The following is a 16,497-nucleotide window of genomic DNA, read 5'->3' on the forward strand; positions in this document are numbered from 1 at the left end:
ACTGATCGCTGACGTGCAGGCAACACGAATACCCGGAATTCGCAAGAATCCCGGGTGATTCCAGCCTACCGCCACCGGAGCGGACCGGGCACCCGCAGGCTAAGCTGGCAGGACGGGCCCGGCCCGTTCCGGCTCCCTGCCACGCCTGTCCCATGGCAGCAGGGACGTCCGGCGGCCCCGCCGCTCCGAATGGCTAATATCCGCAACGAGAAGGAGCCACCCGCAATGACCGGCATCCCCCTACCCCGCACCCGAAGACGGTCCTGGTCACCGGCGCCACCGGCTACATCGGCGGGCGGCTGGTCCCCCGGCTGCTGGAGGCCGGGCACAAGGTCAAGGTCCTGGTCCGGACGCCGGCGAAGATCGCGGGCGTGCCCTGGCTGGAGCAGGTGGAGGTGGTGCAGAGCAGCCTCGACGACGGCGCGGCACTCAAGGCGGCCCTGGCCGGCGTCGACGTCCTCTACTACCTGGTCCACTCGATGGCCGGCGGTTCCGGCTTCGAGGCCAAGGAAAAGGAAATGGCGGCCCTCACCGCGGAGGCGGCCGAGTCCGCCGGCGTGGACCGGATCGTCTACCTCGGCGGCCTGCACCCCTCCGGAGCCGAGCTCTCCACCCACATGCGCTCCCGCGAGGCCGTGGGCAGGATCTTCCTGGACAGCCCCGTGGACGCCGTCGTCTTCCAGGCCGGCGTGGTGATCGGCTCCGGCTCCGCGTCCTTCGAGATGATCCGGCACCTGTCCGAGACGCTGCCGCTGATGCCGGCCCCCAGTTGGGTGCGGAACAAGATCGAGGCCATCGCCGTGCGCGACGTGCTCTACTACCTGGTCGGCGCCGCCTCGCTGGAGGGCCCGATCAACCGCACCTTCGACATCGGCTCCCGGCAGGTGCTCACCTACGCCGGGATGATGCAGGAGTACGCCGCGGAGGCTGGGCTGCCCTACCGGATGGTGCTGGCCCTGCCGGTCCCGGCCCCGAAGCTGGCCGGCATGTGGGTGGCCCTGACCACCCCGATTCCGCTGTCCATGTCGCTGCCGCTGGTGGAATCGCTGCAGCACGACGCCGTGGCGCGCGAACACGACATCGATGACTACATCCCGCTGCCCGAGGGCGGCCTGACCCCCTACCGCCGCGCCGTCGCCCTGGCGCTGGGCCGGGAACGCGACGGGCAGGTGGAGACCACGTGGGCCAACGCGGGCGCCGACGCCGACCCGCTGCCGAGCGACCCGGAGTGGGCCGGGCACCGGGTCTACGTGGACGAGCGCAGCTACTCCAGCCCGGCGCCCCCGGACCACGTCTGGACCATCATTGAAGGCATCGGCGGGCAGAACGGCTGGTATTCCCTGCCGCTGGCGTGGAGCGTGCGCGGCTGGCTGGACAAGCTGACCGGCGGCGCCGGGCTGGCCCGCGGCCGGCGCCACCCTCGGCTGCTGGCCGAGGGCGAAGTGGTGGACTGGTGGCGGGTGGAGCGGATCGACCGCGGCCGGCTGCTCCGGCTCCGCGCCGAGATGCGCGCCCCGGGCCGGGCCTGGCTGGAGCTCATGGTGGAACCTGAGGGCAACGGCAGCCTCTACCGGCAGCGGGCCATCTTCTTCCCCAAGGGCCTCAGCGGCAAGCTTTACTGGCTGGCCGTGCTGCCGTTCCACAGCCTGATTTTCCCCGCCATGTCGCGGAATATCGCGGCCGCGGCCCAACGCCTCGCAGAGACAGAGCCCGGGACGGACCCCGGGACCCAACCGGAGAGGGAAACGAAGGCCGAATCGGAACCGGCCGGACCCAACGCGTAAGATGTTGGGAGCCCGAAACGACCCCTTCCACCCCCTGGAGGACCCTAATGGCCCTGAGCGCATCCACCACCCTTCCCCACACCGTCGAGAGTGTCACGGCAGTCTTCGCCAACGAGGACTTCCTGCGCCACACCAGTGAACTGGTCGGCGGCACCCTGGAATCGTTCGCCGTCGACGGCGATCCGGCCGGCGCATTCAACACCACCACCGTGCGCACCATCCCCACCACCCGGATGCCGGACATCGCCCGGAAGTTCGTCGGCGAGAGCCTGAAGGTCACCCAGCTCGAGAGCTGGGGCGCCCCGGCGGCCGACGGTTCGCGCGAAAGCAACATCTCCCTCAAGGTCGCGGGCGCCCCGCTGGACGTCAACGCTGTGCAGCGGCTCGTGGCCGAGGGTGGCAGCACCCGGATCGAACTGGAGGGCACCGTGTCCTCCTCCGTGCCGTTCCTCGGCGGGAAGATCGCTGACGCCGCCGAGCCGATGGTGGGCAAGGCCCTGAACATCCAGGCCACCCAGGCGCAGGCCTGGCTCGAAAGCCACTAGGCCATGGAGCTTCCCGTCCTAGCCGCCGTCGTCCTGATCATTGCCGGCATCTGGTCGCTGGTGGTCTGGCCGCAGTTCCTGCGCCGCGTGCGCAACGATCCGCGGGCCCGTGACGCCAACGGCAAGGCCACCCGGTTCCTGACCGTGCACGTGGTGCTGGTCAGCATCTCGATGGTGCTCGGCGCGGCCACGGCCGGGATCGGGATCGCCGGTCTCTTCTGATTCCGCGGTCCCTTCGCCAGTAAGTAGGTAGGTAGCAGACCCGCCGGTGATGGTGAATTACGGGTAGGGAGCACTCTGGGAACTCTCGGCCACCCGCCGTCTAATAATTTCATGAGCACCAACGGCATGGAACGGGTTTGGCACGGCAGCCACAGAAAACCTGACGAGCGAAACTGGTCCCTCTATTTTTCCCTCGTTCTCCTCGTCATTCTAGTCGGCCTGATAGGCCTCTTTCCGCTTTGACATCAGTTCATTGTCAACACGGCGTAACTACTGTTATTGACACCCCGGTCGACTTTCCTGTTGACCGGGGTGTCTTTGTAAATTCCTGGTTTTAGCCAGTCTCGGGGAGTGGATTCGCACGGCCGCCTCACGCGGTCCTTCGGGATGCGTCCAACCGACTCCGGGAAACGTGCCAAAGATCACAGCCCACTGCCTGTAGGGCCTCGGCGCGGCAACCGTCCGCCGGGTGCCATGTAAGGTAGAGCCTGCACGATTCGGTCTCAAGGGCCGCGGCGTCCGCCTGGCAGCTCTGGGGAGAGCGCGCCGGGGAACGAACCCGGCGACCCCGCCGGTGCCGGCGAACCTGGTTTTGAACAACTACGGCTCAGCCGTGCAGCTGTGGTCATGGGCAGTGCGCGCCCGTCGGCGCCGTGCTGCCCTTTTCCATGCCCCCAAACAGAACAAGCATCCCTTTATGAAAAAGTAAGTCCATCCATCCTTGCCCTGCTGGTGCTGCTTATCGGCGCGCTCGCCTCCGGTTGCGCCTCGACGTCGTCTTCCCTTGGAGCGTCGTCCGCACTTCCAACCGCCGCGAAGGCGGCACCCACCGCCAGCCGTACACCCGCCCCCTCGCCCACGGAAACCCCCTCCCAGGCGACGACGGCTGCAGCGGCACCTGCTACGAGCCCGGCCGCGGCACCCTCCGCCAAGCCGGCCACGACCGCGCCGGCGGCACCTGCCGCTGTGGCGAAGCCGTCAACTAAGGCGGCCCCGACGCTTGCTCCCGCCGCCTCCACCGGAACCAACCCGCTGCACACCAACATCGTGAGCACGACGTTCTGGGTTGGCGAGATCTTCAACGCAAGCCTGTCCGACGGGTCGCAGGTTTGCTCCACGTACAGCAGCCAGTGGGCCTTCAAGCACACCGGTGTCAACCTCGGCACCACCGCCCAGAGCGCCTCCGGCTGCCCCGGAAGCATCTACGGCGGTTGCGACGGCGTCAGTGCCGGATCGGGTAACAGCTTCACGTGCTCGACCGAGGCCCGTGACGCCTCCAATGGCTACTTCCCGAAGCACCAGCCCGCCCCGAAGGAAAACCCCTTCTACCTGGATCTGCCGTTTGACGACGTCAACGACGCTACCGCTTTCCAGCAACGCTGCCAGGTGATCCCCTGGGCGGCCGCCGACAACGCCGCCACCGGTGTCAACCACTGCGCGGACCCGGGCTACAGCTACATGAAGAACCACTGGGTGAAACTGACCGGTCCTAACGGCAAGGTCTGCTACGGCCAGGTCGAGGATGCGGGCCCTTCCAGCGGTTCGGCATACCATGATGCGGCCTATGTCTTTGGCACCAACGACGCCCGGCCGGCCAACACCGATTTCTCTGTCGACGCGACGCAGGGGGCCGGAATGGATGTCTCCCCGGCGCTGAACGGATGCCTCGGCTTCGCAGAACTCAACGGCAGCGGCGACCACGTCTCGTGGTCCTTCGTTGACAGGTCTGCCGTTCCGGCCGGCCCATGGCTTACCGTGGAGACCACCTCCGGCGTCAGCTAAGGCCTCTTCCGCACCAAGCCCACGTGGGCCAGATAAGCCCCCGGCGCTTCCCAGCGCCGGGGGCTTATTTTCCTTCAGGCCGGGGCCTGCGGCCTACCCGGTAAACCGGGCCTCCGGACTGGGCTGGCCTTGGAGAGAGGCGCCCTGCGGGAGGCCTTGGGCGCGACGGGTCGGGCTCTTCCAAACACCCGAGGACTGCGAAGAGAACGCCTTCGGCAGCACCATCAGGCAGATGGCGGCATCGACGATCCGCATCAGCGGGAAAAACGGAGCACGCAGCAGAAACGATGGCTGTCGGAGTGCAATGGCTGCGATAACCGTGAGGAGCAGATCCGGCAGAAAGACCCCCAGCAGCACATCCTGGGGGCGGATCAGCCCAGCAAGCGCGACGATTTGGGGCGACGTGTTGCCCGCCTGCAGTTGCTCGGTCGCGATGACGGAGACAATCAAAATCGGAATCATCAGGACGAAAAACGCACAACTAAAGAGCAGCTCGGTGATGTAGAAAACCAGGGCCAGCCAGAATTTCCCCGCCTGCAGCCGGTGCCGGCGGACGGTCTGCCAAAAGCCCAGAATCCACCGGCGCACCTGCTTTGTATAGTCCTCGAAAGTGTCGGGATCCTGGGTATAGGCCACGGCAGCCGACGGGTGGAACGCGATCTTGCCGAGCTTCTTGGCATGCAGCTCGAAGGTCATGTTGAAATCCTCAATGACCAGTCCGGGTGCCAGCACGTTCACTTTTGCCAGCGCACTGGTGCGGTACATACTGGCGAATCCCGGGACGATGGACACGACATTTGCACCCTTGGCCGCCTGGCCGTATTTGAGGAGCAATTGCACCACGATGTACAGGCGTTCCCGGTAATCAACCAGGAACCGCCCGATGAGAGTCTTGGATTTGGGGCTCATGATCGACTTCGCCCGACCCGCAACCGCAACCACGCCCGGATCTGAGAACAGCGGAAGTCCCGTTGCAAGATAGTCAGGCGCCGGCCTGGTATCGGCGTCAAGCAACATCACCACTTCGAAGCGGTTGCACAGGTCAAAATGGGCGATACCCGCCGCGAGCGCCCCGGCCTTCCCGCGGTTGGGATCCAGCTCCAACACGTTGACCCCTGCGTTGCGCGCGATCGCGGCGGTGTTGTCGGTGGACATGTCGGAGATGACGAAGATGTTCTGCACTGGAACGAGGGCCGATGCGGTGCGGATCGTAGCGCTGATGACCAGCTCCTCGTTGTGCGCGGCCACGAGAACCGCGACGTCGGCAGGGGTTACCTTATGCGGCTTCGCCTTGCGTCGCCCGTGTACCCGGCTGATGCGGGCGGCGCGGCCGTGGGAGGGGACGGCCGGAAAACTCCGGGCGCCAAAACCCTCCCCCGGCCAGAACCGCCGCGGTCCCGTGAAACCCAGTGGGGGAATAAAGGCCTTCTGCCGGTGGTAGGTCTCGATCGAAATCCGGGAGAGCCCCACCAGCGCCCAGAAGATGGTGCTGATTCCCAGGACCAACACGATATAAACGGCCGTCATAACGCCGGCGCTCCTACCGAGTCGTACATCGCGTAGTCATCGGTTGTCAGGGTGCCGTTGCTAAACAGGTTCAGGCCGAAACTGATGGCTGTCGCTCCCGCGGGGAGCGCCGGCGTCGTGAAGCTGGCCTGTGTGTAGGTCGCGGCTGCGGCCAGCCAGGGTCCGGAGGTCCAGTAGACCCAGCTACCCGATGCGTTCCGGTAGTAGAGGGCGAACTGGGTAACGGCGGTGGATGTGTACCACGCCCGGAGTGAATAGGTGTGCCCGGCAATCGCCGGCGGAGCACACGATCCGGAGTCCATGGTCGGCAGCAGTTTTGCGTCGCCGCTGCTGTAGCCCGTGACGGTCAGTCGTTCAGCCGCCGCACCCGAATGCGCCGCCGTCACCGTGCTGAAGGCCGCCGTGTTCGTTCCGTACCCTCCGGTTTGCCAGCACTGAGGAGTCGGGGAACCCGGGGTTTCGAGACTCGCATTCTGGACGAGGTTCGTCCCTGCAGGGGTGGGGGCGGCGTGGGCGCGGTCGCCGAGTCATACATCTCGTAATCGTCGGTCGTCAGCGTCCCATTGCTGAAGAGGTTGAGTCCAAAGCTCAGCCCGGTGGCACCGCTGGGGACGGGGGGCGTCGTCCAGCTGGCCTTTTGGAAGGCGGACGCAGTTCCGAACCACGGGCTGGACGTCCAGTAGACCCATGAGCCGATGCCGGTCCGGTAGTACAGGGCAAACTGCGTAGCAGCCGTCGAGGTGTACCAGGCCGCCAGGTTATAGGTGTGGCCGGCGGTAACGCCGGGCGAGCAGCCGCCAAGATCCAGGGATGGCAGCAGTTTGGCGTCGCCATTCACGTAGTTTGTGACGACCAACCTTTCCGCAACGTTTCCGCCGCGGCCCGGGCTGACGACGCTGAAGTTCGCCGTGTTAGTTCCGAAGCCTCCGGTTTGCCAGCATTGCGGAGTCGCACCCGAGAGCGTTTCCAGGCCGGGGTTGCGCACGAGGTTTCCGCTGCTGGGCGGGGGCGGGACCGCCGGGCCCGAAACAAGCGGCTTGGTGCTGCCGCCGATCACCTGGTCAACGGTCTTGACCGTCGTCGTTGCCGGACGCGCCTTCAACCATGCCGCAAACTGGGTCAGCAGGCTGGGGGTAATGTTGAGCGGATCAGCACTGGTGGCGGCCACGTGGTGGAAGGTGAACTGCACCCACCCGCCCGCTGTCTCGGCCTGGGTCACGGACTTTTGGAGATCCGCAAGGGTCCAGGAGGAGTCCTCCTCATCCGGTGCGGCCGTGTTGTAAGGGTTGGCCGGTGGAATGGTCTCGGCCAGCGGGCAGCCGGGGCAGCTGAACCGGGTTTTGATGTCACCCAACCCGCGTGCGCTGTTGTAGCCGCAGTTCTTGACGATTCCTTCGATCGTCGAGTTTTCCGCGGCAAAGGGATAAGCGAAATTCCTGACCTGAAAACCCCAGTTGCTCAGGTTGACCCGGTCGTTGCAGATCTGTCGCGTCGCTTCGTCCGTTGTAAGCGTCGTCAGGTCCGGATGTGTGACGGTGTGGCCGCCGATTTCATGTCCGGCGGACGCAAGGCTCTTAAGATTGGCCAGGGTCAGGTAGTTCTGGGTACCCACGGAACCCGATGGGATATAGAACGTCCCCTTCAGTCCCTTGTCATTCAAAATCTGGGCGGCGTTCATTTGGTCCGCGTTGCCATCATCGAACGTTAGTGAAACGACTGTGGGAGCCGCCGCAACAGCCGCCGGAGCACCTGCCGCGAACCCGGCCACGGTCAGGGCGAGGATACCGACGGCTGTGACGATCCTTCTGAAGATGAGCGCCCCCCATCTGCGGGTATCGGGTCGGTTGGCGGCCTCTGGCCTACTCTTTGCTTGCATTTCCTGCTCGCTTCCTTGCGGGGCACCACATTCTGGCTTCTATCGAGTTTCCGCCGGCGGCTGTCATGGCACGCCTGCGTCCAACATTTCGTAATCGTCGGTGGCGAGCTGGCCATCGCTGAAAAGATTCAGGCCAAAGCTGATCCCGACGGCATCGCCGGGAACCACCGGAGTCGTCCATTGGACCTGCCGGTAAGCGGGCCCCGCAGGAAACCATGGGCTGGCGGTCCAGTAGGTCCAGGTGCCAGCCTTGTTGCGGTAGTAGAACTCAAACTGTGTGGGCGCGGTAGAGGTGTACCAAGCGCTGACCGAATAGGCGTGACCCGGCTGGACGCTGGGTGAGCATTCGCCGAGATCGAGAGTGGGGAGAAGTTTGGCGTCGCCGGACTTATAGCCGGTGACGTCCAGGCGACGGGCAACCTGACCGCTGCGGCCCGGGCTGAGAGTACTCAAAATCGCTGCGTTCTCGCCGTAGGACCCGATCTGCCAGCACCGCGGTAGCCCGTACTTTCCTTGTTCCTCGAGGCCGGGATTCGCGAGTGCATTTCTACCCGCTGCGGCGGGTGGTGTGGCCGGCCCCTGCACCGAGGGCTTCGTAACGCCGCCGATAACCTCGTGAACGGTGCGCACCGACGCCGGGTTGTCTCTCGCACCCGAAACCAGCCATGCCACGAAATCAGCGAAAACTCGGGGGCTGAGCGACTGGCCTGTACCGCTGTCTGCGATGTCGGCGAAAGCCAGTTGCAGCCATCCACCGCTCCGCTCGGCGGATAGGACGACGCCGCGCAGATCGTCGAGGGTCCAGTTATTGCCTACTTCTACCGCCTTCGTGCTGAAGGAATCGGCGGGCCGGGTCGTTTCGGCCACGGCACAGTCCTGGCACCCGAAAGGATTCTTGATGCCACCGCTTCCCCGGCCACTGTTGTAGCCGCAGGCTGCCACGTGTTGCTGCGCCTCTGGAGTCACTGTGCCGAACGGGTAGGCAAATGACGAAACTTTGAAGCCTAAGGCGAGCAAGGAACTCCGGTCCATACAGACCTGCCGGGCTGCTTCGTCCCCCACCACTGTGCCCAGGTCGGCCAGGGAAACTGTGTGCCCGCCGATCTCGTTGCCTGCCGCCTCAAGAGTGTGCAGGTCACCCTCCGACATAAAGTCCGGCTGACCCAGGAATCCGGAGTTCACGAAGAATGTCCCTCGCAGGCCGTGCCCCTCGAGGATGTCCGCGGCTGCCATCTGATCTGATCGGCCGCCGTCGAATGTCAGACTCACCGTAGTCGGCGGGATGGTTGGCGACGACGACGGGCCGGTTCCCTGTCCGGCCGGCGAGCCGGGGCCGGTCTGCACCCCCGGGGCCGAGAGCGTCGATGATGCCATCGCCAGCAGGGGTACCAACCCGGCAATGACCAGCATGGCGCCCGTACGGGTGCGGGCGCCGGGGATGCGTCCCCACCGGGGATGCTTTCCGCGTTCGTGCCTGGGTGTCTCCGCCATTCAAGATGCCCCTCTCATCATTCCTGACCACACATGGTGTTCAGTTGCCAGCCTGAGGCCCCTCCATTCGTTGTGCCCTGAGTGCGATGTCGTGCCCTGAGTCCGATACGCGTCAGTGGTGACGCCCCGAGGACTAACCCCGGGCATTCCTGATGCAGCCGACAGCAAAAATGCTAAGGACCTGCACGGGTTGCGGCACGAGTGATCCCTACTCGTCTTTCCGCACCGGCGACACAGGTAGCGGCGGTGGGAACATTCCACACGCCGTCGGCACTCTCCGCCCCAGGTGCCCGGCGTTCGTGGTGAAATAGTGCTGAGATGAGGACGTTCGGGGAGTGGAAGGGTTGAATGACCACGCACAGCGACCTGGAGCGGCCCTCCGATCCAGCATCGATGCCGAGGGTCCGCCGTCGGCTGCGGCGCAGAGACGCTTGGCGGGAGGCCCTACCCCGGGTCCGCCGTGCCGTCATCACCGGCTCGGTCGTCCTCGTAGTTCTCGTGGGGGTGCTTCTGATGATTAGATTCTGGCCGGGTCGGAACGCCCCGGGACCACCGTGGTTTGCCGGCTACACCGACGTCACCGTCACGCCCACATACGCTTTCGAATCGTCCGGCGCCAAGGATGTGGTCCTGTCCTTTATCGTCGCGTCGCCCGGTGACCCGTGTGTGCCGAGCTGGGGACACCTGTACAACCTCGACGACGCCGGTCAGCAGCTCAAACTGGACGACCGTGTCAAGGCCATGGTATCCGGCGGCGGCCGGATAGGTGTCTCGTTCGGCGGCTCGGTGAATCAGGAGCTCGCCAACGCCTGTAAGGATCAGTCAGCCCTGACCGCAGCTTACCGCTCGGTCCTGAGGCGATACTCCCCACACTCCTGGACTTCGACATCGAAGGTGACAACCTCCTGGACAGCGCCGCCGGAGAGAGACGGGCCCAGGCAATCCGCCAGATCCAGACGGAACGAGGGCCGTTGGACAAAGGATTCGGAGTCTGGCTCACCCTTCCCGCCTCCCCCAGGGGGCTGACTGATGCGGGAATCGCTGCCGTCGAGCAGATGCTCGCCGCCGGCGTGGAGCTAACCGGGGTGAACATCATGACAATGAACTACGGAGAGAGCCGAACGAGCTCTCAGAGTATGGCGGAGGCGTCCAAATCGGCGGCCTCTTTCACGCACGATCAACTGGACATTATCTATCAGCGGGCGGGCGTCAATCTCTCCAGCAGTGCCATCTGGTCAAAAATCGGGCTGACGCCGATGATCGGTCAGAACGACTTCCCTAACGAAGTGTTTTCGACCGACGCCGCAGAGGCTCTCCGGGATTATGCCTCGTCCAAGGGCGTGCAGCGCTTGTCGATGTGGTCGCTCAACCGGGACGCAGCCTGTCCCCCAGGTAATGGAATCGACGGGCCGGACCATGCCTGCAGCGGTGTGGAGCAAGTTCCCGGACAGTTCGCCCGAATCCTGGGTTCCGGGATGACGGGCCGGATGAACTGATTTTTACGGCGGAACGGCCATCATTGGACCGGTGTCGTCGTTTCAATCTTGAGCCAGGGTCCGGCCGGGACGTCCCTGCGGTCGACGAACTGCCAGTCGACCTTGTCATTTTCGCCGTCGATGTCCTTGAAGCCGAGGCAGCCGTTGAGTGCGGGCGAGACGTCCATGCCGGCGCCATTGAATTTTGCGTTCTTGGGCCGCGCGTCATCGGAGCCGAAGACGTAGGCTTTGTCCTGGTACTCGCCCGGCCCGGCGTCTTCGATCTGTCCGTAGCACTCTTTGCCGTTCATCCTGACCTTGACCCACCGGTTCTTCATGAGGCTCACACGGGGGTTGCTGGACTGACCCGCGAAGGTCGACTCCTTGGCCCAAGGAACTACCGATCCCCGCTCCTGAAATGCGGCGGCATTGTTCACGTCGTCGAACGGCAGGTCGAGGTAGAACGGGTTCTCTTTCGGCGTCATGCTGCTGGGGAAGTAGTCGTTCGAACTCGACCTGGGCTCGGTCTTGCAGCCGTTATCCTTGACGACACCGTCGCAGCCGCCGTAGCTCTTTAGCCATTCGCTGTCATAGGTTGAGGTGACCTGGCTGCCGTCTTCGGCATTGGGGTCAAAGATCTCGCCCACCCAGAACGTTGTGGCCACGATGCCTGTGTGCCATGGATAGCCGGACGACGGCGTAGGACTTGGGGCAGGGGACGGCCCCGAACACGAGACTAGCGTGAAGATAGCACCTAAGCCGACGAGCCTTACAAGGGTGCCCTGAGCAACCGGACGATGTGTGGACATTTTGCCTCCCCGGACAATCTCCGTCTTTACATGAAGGGCGGCCGCAACTCCGGAAAAACCGGAATTACGGCCGCCCTGACTTTCTCCTACGCGGATGTTAGAACAGCTTAGGGAAGTTGAGGTTATAGCGGTAGATAAAGGCAGCCATCGCATCCCTGTTGATCGGTTGAACGGGACGGAACAGTCCGTCGGGATAGCCGGTCGTGATCTGAGTCGCTGCCAGCCAACGAATCTCGTTGTAGAACATATTTGACTGCGTGACGTCGGGGAAAGAGGGCGCCGAGGCCGGCACTGCCGGCTTGCCGTTGTAACGGTAGAGGAATGCTGCCATAGCGTCTCGGTTTACCGGATTTCCTGGCCTAAACGTTCCATCAGGCCAGCCCGTCGTCATGCCCTTAGAGGCAAGCCAGCGAATTTCATTGTAGAACTGGCTACCGGCGGGGACGTCAACGAAGGTTGGTGCATTGGAGGGCACAGCAGGGCTTCCCGCAAGTCGGTAGAGAAACGCCGCCATGGCCTCTCGGCTTATCGAAGATACGGGTCGGAAGGTACCATCCGGATAGCCCTGAGTGATCAGGTTGTTGGAGAGCCAGCTGATTTCCCGGTTGAACTGGTTGGTGGAGCTCACGTCGCTAAACGTCTTGACCCCCGCCAAATCGTACAACTCGTAATCGTCAGTCGTCAGAGTTCCGTTATTGATAAGGTTCAGGCCGACACTTATTGCGGTAGCTCCCGCCGGGACAGCGCCCGTGTCCCAGCTCGCTTGGACCCAGGTGGATGAGGCAGGGAAGTACGGGCTGGAAGTCCAGTAGACCCAGGACCCGGTTCCCGTGCGGTAATGAATGTCGAACTGGGTGGTGGTCGTTGCCTTGTACCAAGCCATCGCTCGGTAGGAGTGGCCCGCCGCGGCGCTTGGGGCACATTCACCGGTATCAAGATAGGGCAAGAGTGCACCCGACCCGCTGGTGTGGGCTGAGAGAACTAATTGCTCGGACGCCGTTGTCGTTCCCGCGTGTCCCGGGACCACCCTGGAGAAGACCCTCGTATTTGCCCCGTAGCCGCCCTCCTGCCAGCAGCGCGGGACGGTGGATCCGTTGAGCCCCGGAGTTTCGAGGCTCGGATTCTTGATCAAATTTCCGGCCGTTTGAGGAGCCGGTGCAGCCGGCCCGTTGACCACCGGCTTTACAGCGCCTCCGATGACGGCAGCGACCGTCTTCACCTGGACAGGGCTCGTCGCGTTTGCCTTCTGGGTGTCCACCCAATCAACGAAGGCATTGAAATTTGCAGTGCTTACGGAGAGCGGGTCTGCCACACCGGAACTGGGATCAACTCCATCGCCAACATGGTGGAAGGTGAGCTGGACCCAGCCGCCGCCGCCATTCTGAGCATTCGTTACCAGGTTTTGCATGTCGGCAAGAGTCCATGTGTTGTCCAGCTGGTCCGGCGCTTTGGTAAGGAAAGGGGATTCAGGCGGGATGGTCTCGGCTACGGGGAACGTCTCCGTGCCCGGAACCTTGCTCTTGATGTCGCCGAGGCCGCGAGCGCTGTTATAGCCACATGCCGCCACAGCGGCTTGCGCCTCGGCGCTGGTGCTGGCGAAGGGATAGGCGAAGTTGGCCACCTTGAGGCCCAGCGAGGTGAGCGTCACCCTGTCATTGCATACCTGGCGTTTCAGCTCATCGGGGCCGACCTGAGCGAGGTCGGCGTGGGTGACCGTGTGGCCGCCGATCTCGTGGCCGTCCGCCTGGAGCGCCTGCGCCTGGGCCGAGGTGAGATGATTGGCGCCGTTGAGGAACCCGGAGTTGAGGAAGAAGGTCCCGGCCATGCCGGCGGACTTCAGCTTGGCTGCAGCGGGCAATTGGTCCGAGTTTCCGTCGTCGAAAGTAAACGACACAATTGTTGGATTGGCTGCATGAGCGGCCGGTACCGAGACTCCGAGAAGGCCCGCAGCCATTGCGATGCCAAGTGATCCCGTCACCAGGCTTCTGTAGCGTCCCGTTCCGGTTGTCCTCCGCCTAGCAACCGAGGGCGGAGATTTCTGTGGAGGTGTTTGATGGAACAAGCTCATGACTTTTGGTTCTCCCTCGAAATTGCGTGCGGTTTCTCTGCCTGGCCGATGATGATGCTGCGGGGGTAACTAATTCCCTGCCATTGACACCTTCAATCGGCCTCCAGCTTGAGTTTCGGATCGCTGGTCCGCCGCCACATTCCGGATGATCTGATCCAGGGTGGTTTTGGGGTCGAAACCAACGAGCTGCCGGGCCTTACCGTTGTCCGGAACCCTCCGCCGCATGTCCTCGTAGCCCTCTGCGTAAGCCTCTTCATAGGGAACGAAGCGGATATCGCTTTCACTTCCGAGAAGCTCGATGATCCGCTCGGCCAACGTGAGAATCGAAATTTCGTAGCTGCCACCAAGATTGAAGGCCTGTCCGTATGCGGACGGAACCTCGGAAATCCGGGTGATAGCGGGGACGATGTCGCCGACGTAGGAGAAGCACCTGGTCTGCCGTCCGTCGCCGTATACGGTCAACGGCTCGCCCGCCAGTGCCTGCCGGATCAGTCTCGGCACCACCATGCCGTAGCGCCCGGTCTGCCGGGGACCCACGGTGTTGAAGAGTCGCACGATAGCCACTTCGAGACCGAACTCGCGCCAGTACGCGTGGGCGAACGCCTCATCGATACCTTTCGCCGCCGCATACGTCCACCGCGATTTAAGGGCCGACCCGAGGATCCGATCAGCGTCCTCGTTGAGGCTGTCGGCCGTGTTCTTCCCGTAGATTTCGCTGGTGGATGCCAACAGGAGCGAGGCCCCGTTGGCCAGCACCGAGTCCAACACGACTTCGGTTCCGTGGATGTTCGTCCGGAGGCTCTCCAGCGGGTGCTCGACGATGAGATTCACCCCCACCGCTGCAGCCAGGTGGAAGACACGATTGGCCCCGGCTACCGCCTTGTCGACAGCGGCCTTATCCAGGATGTCCCCTTCTATGAAGCGGAAATTCCGGTGTCCTATGACGTCGCGGAGATTCTCTAGGCGGCCTGTGGACAAGTTGTCGATCACGGTAACTTCGTCGCCTGCACTCAGCAGGTGTTCCACCAGGTGACTTCCAATGAAGCCGCCCCCCAGTAATTGTGGTCTTCATTGCTACTACTTTCTCGTTGGTGTGGCGTTTTCAGATACCGCTTAGAGGCGGGTCACGTTGGCGTCGTTCGGCAAGCGGTATGTCGTGTCGAGCACGGCGGATGCCTCTGAAAGCCAGCCGGTGTCCATCGCCGAGTGCCTCGTGTGCATGATGACCAGGTCGGCGTTCCACGCACGTGGATCCGGCAGGGATTCCAGCCGTCCCCCGTGCCCGTCGGGCGCCGTCGGGCACCATTCGTCGTGGTAGGCGACCTCGGCACCGTCGGCGATCAGCTCTGCGATGATTTCCAGTGCCGGCGACTCGCGGAGATCTTCGACGTCGGGCTTGTAGGCGACGCCCATGATGAGGATCCGGGCCCCGGTCAGGCCGTGGTTTCGTTCTGACAGGATTTTGCGGGCCTTCTCCACGACCTGGTGCGGCCTGCCTGCGATGCCGGCCATTGCGTGCTCGATCACTGGCGCCGTCACCCTTGACTTACGCAGCTGCCACAGCAGGTAGTGCGGGTCGCAAGGGATGCAGTGGCCGCCAACCCCGGGCCCGGGAGTGAAGGGCATGAAACCATAGGGCTTCGTGGACGCCGCCTCGATGACGTCCATGACCTCCATTCCGAGCCCCTGGCAGATATCCGCAAATTCATTAGCGAGGGCAATATTTACGGCCCTGAAGGTGTTCTCCACCAGCTTGGTCATCTCGGCGACGTCGGCCGACGGGACCTTGTGTACCGACTTGGTACTCGCGCTCAGCAAGGCCGCGGCGGCATCGCCGCAGGCCTGCGTCACACCGCCGACCACCCGCGGGACGTCCTCGTGGGAAAAGGCGTCGACCCCCGGATTGATTCGCTCAGGAGAGAAGGCCACGAAGACGTCACGACCAGGGATCAGGCCCCTGGCTGCCAGGGGGATGCGAGCAGGTCCCTCGTGGTGCCGACATACGTCGTGGACGTCAGCATCAGGAGTTGGCCGGGAACGGCGAACTCCACGACCGACGCGCACGCCGACTTAAGGATTCCCAGGTCCGGCACGAGGTAGGGGTCCACCGGCGTCGGTACACAGACCACCACGGCGGCCGCGCGGGCCAGCTGTGACACATCCGTGCTGATCGTGAACGTCGGGTCGTTGAGGGCGGACCGAAGCCGGACTCTGTCCGAGTCGAGGAGGTCTGCCTCCTCGGCCCGGATGGTAGCGAGCCGGGCTTCGGAGACATCGAGCCCCAGGACGCGCCGGCCCGATGCGTTCGCGGCGAGGGCGGTCGGCAGGCCGACGTACCCCAGTCCAACGATGGCCACATCGAAGTCGAAGGCCACTTCCCGGGCGGCTCCCTCCCCCGCCGAAATGACGTCCCCGGTGTGCATCGGTGCCAGCTCGACCTGGACTTCATCGGTCCATTGATGCGAGGCGTCCACCAACTGGGTCGGGGCAGGCGCCTTGGCCCTGCGGTTTTTTGTCTTAGTGTTCGGTGCCATGGTTCGCCGACCTCCCAGTGAGCGTGCTTTCCGTCGAATCCGTTTTTGCCGCAAACGCATCAAAAGGGAGAGTGTGAGATCCGAACGATTCATCCCAGCCACGATCGATACAGAAGCGGGGGTAGCTCACTCATTGGAGTCGGCTTCTCGGGGTAACGCTGCTACCGCCCGTCCCTGGTTCGGGTCCGGTGCGGCGCCAGCTCCCCGGAGTAGTGGTGACTCCGCGTGTGGACTATGCCCCAACATGATTCAGCGTAGAAACGACGGACTACTTCGGGCACGAGTGGGCCCTACGCGTCTTTTGGGTGGGTAAGGTACGGCGAGGGGGACAAATACGCGATTACGCGAACTTTGACCACTCGCTTTGCTACTTGGCCGGGCCGA

Annotated in this window: 14 protein-coding genes; 5 read left to right on the plus strand and 9 right to left on the minus strand. The window is 63.8% G+C overall.

The genetic code is table 11. The annotated features are described in order from the left end of the window. The first annotated feature begins 263 nt into the window (after positions 1-263). The 4 genes from ACRQ5B_RS01245 to ACRQ5B_RS01260 all read left to right on the plus strand — a co-directional run bounded on the left by ACRQ5B_RS01245 (position 264) and on the right by ACRQ5B_RS01260 (position 4,333). Positions 264-1,784 carry an SDR family oxidoreductase gene (locus ACRQ5B_RS01245; protein WP_432398652.1) on the plus strand — a complete coding sequence of 507 codons (1,521 nt, stop codon included), beginning with the start codon at positions 264-266 and terminating at the stop codon, positions 1,782-1,784. Positions 1,785-1,831: 47 nt separating this feature from the next. Next, the gene (locus ACRQ5B_RS01250) at positions 1,832-2,329 is read left to right on the plus strand and encodes a DUF2505 domain-containing protein (protein WP_412882465.1); all 498 of its coding nucleotides are present in this window, start codon (positions 1,832-1,834) and stop codon (positions 2,327-2,329) included. Positions 2,330-2,332: 3 nt separating this feature from the next. After that, complete coding sequence (locus ACRQ5B_RS01255) at positions 2,333-2,551, plus strand: SCO4848 family membrane protein (protein WP_290258502.1); 219 nt, start codon at positions 2,333-2,335, stop codon at positions 2,549-2,551. A 732-nt stretch (positions 2,552-3,283) separates the two neighbouring features. After that, entirely contained in the window at positions 3,284-4,333 is a 1,050-nt protein-coding gene (locus ACRQ5B_RS01260; protein ID WP_432396147.1) for a hypothetical protein, read from the plus strand. A 93-nt stretch (positions 4,334-4,426) separates the two neighbouring features. Here ACRQ5B_RS01260 and ACRQ5B_RS01265 read toward each other — a convergent pair whose 3' ends face one another. From ACRQ5B_RS01265 to ACRQ5B_RS01280, 4 genes are all read right to left on the minus strand, one after another. Then, entirely contained in the window at positions 4,427-5,860 is a 1,434-nt protein-coding gene (locus ACRQ5B_RS01265) for a glycosyltransferase family 2 protein (RefSeq protein WP_432396150.1), read from the minus strand. Further along, positions 5,857-6,246: a hypothetical protein gene (locus ACRQ5B_RS01270; protein WP_432396153.1), complete on the minus strand. Its 390-nt coding sequence runs from the start codon at positions 6,244-6,246 to the stop codon at positions 5,857-5,859. Before ACRQ5B_RS01270 ends, ACRQ5B_RS01265 begins: the two co-directional genes overlap by 4 nt. Next, complete coding sequence (locus tag ACRQ5B_RS01275; protein WP_432396156.1) at positions 6,243-7,538, minus strand: polysaccharide deacetylase family protein; 1,296 nt, start codon at positions 7,536-7,538, stop codon at positions 6,243-6,245. The genes ACRQ5B_RS01270 and ACRQ5B_RS01275 overlap by 4 nt, the downstream gene beginning before the upstream one ends. Positions 7,539-7,799: 261 nt before the next feature. Beyond that, positions 7,800-9,146: a polysaccharide deacetylase family protein gene (locus ACRQ5B_RS01280; protein WP_432396159.1), complete on the minus strand. Its 1,347-nt coding sequence runs from the start codon at positions 9,144-9,146 to the stop codon at positions 7,800-7,802. Positions 9,147-10,198: 1,052 nt separating this feature from the next. On the opposite strand from ACRQ5B_RS01280, the gene ACRQ5B_RS01285 reads away from it, so the two are divergent. Then, positions 10,199-10,723 carry a hypothetical protein gene (locus ACRQ5B_RS01285; RefSeq protein ID WP_432396161.1) on the plus strand — a complete coding sequence of 175 codons (525 nt, stop codon included), beginning with the start codon at positions 10,199-10,201 and terminating at the stop codon, positions 10,721-10,723. A 20-nt stretch (positions 10,724-10,743) separates the two neighbouring features. Here ACRQ5B_RS01285 and ACRQ5B_RS01290 read toward each other — a convergent pair whose 3' ends face one another. The 5 genes from ACRQ5B_RS01290 to ACRQ5B_RS01310 form a co-directional block, all read right to left on the minus strand. Beyond that, the gene (locus ACRQ5B_RS01290) at positions 10,744-11,367 is read right to left on the minus strand and encodes a hypothetical protein (protein ID WP_432396164.1); all 624 of its coding nucleotides are present in this window, start codon (positions 11,365-11,367) and stop codon (positions 10,744-10,746) included. Positions 11,368-11,608: 241 nt separating this feature from the next. Further along, complete coding sequence (locus ACRQ5B_RS01295; protein ID WP_432396167.1) at positions 11,609-13,489, minus strand: S-layer homology domain-containing protein; 1,881 nt, start codon at positions 13,487-13,489, stop codon at positions 11,609-11,611. 159 nt (positions 13,490-13,648) lie between these two features. Continuing rightward, on the minus strand, positions 13,649-14,605 hold the full coding sequence (locus ACRQ5B_RS01300) for a GDP-mannose 4,6-dehydratase (protein ID WP_432396170.1): 957 nt from the start codon (positions 14,603-14,605) through the stop codon (positions 13,649-13,651). Positions 14,606-14,692: 87 nt separating this feature from the next. Continuing rightward, entirely contained in the window at positions 14,693-15,508 is an 816-nt protein-coding gene (locus ACRQ5B_RS01305) for a nucleotide sugar dehydrogenase (protein WP_432396173.1), read from the minus strand. Positions 15,509-15,528: 20 nt separating this feature from the next. Further along, the gene (locus ACRQ5B_RS01310) at positions 15,529-16,113 is read right to left on the minus strand and encodes a hypothetical protein (RefSeq protein WP_432396175.1); all 585 of its coding nucleotides are present in this window, start codon (positions 16,111-16,113) and stop codon (positions 15,529-15,531) included. Between the last annotated feature and the right edge of the window lie 384 nt (positions 16,114-16,497).

Source organism: Pseudarthrobacter sp. L19 (assembly GCF_050859435.1).
Taxonomy (GTDB): domain Bacteria; phylum Actinomycetota; class Actinomycetes; order Actinomycetales; family Micrococcaceae; genus Arthrobacter.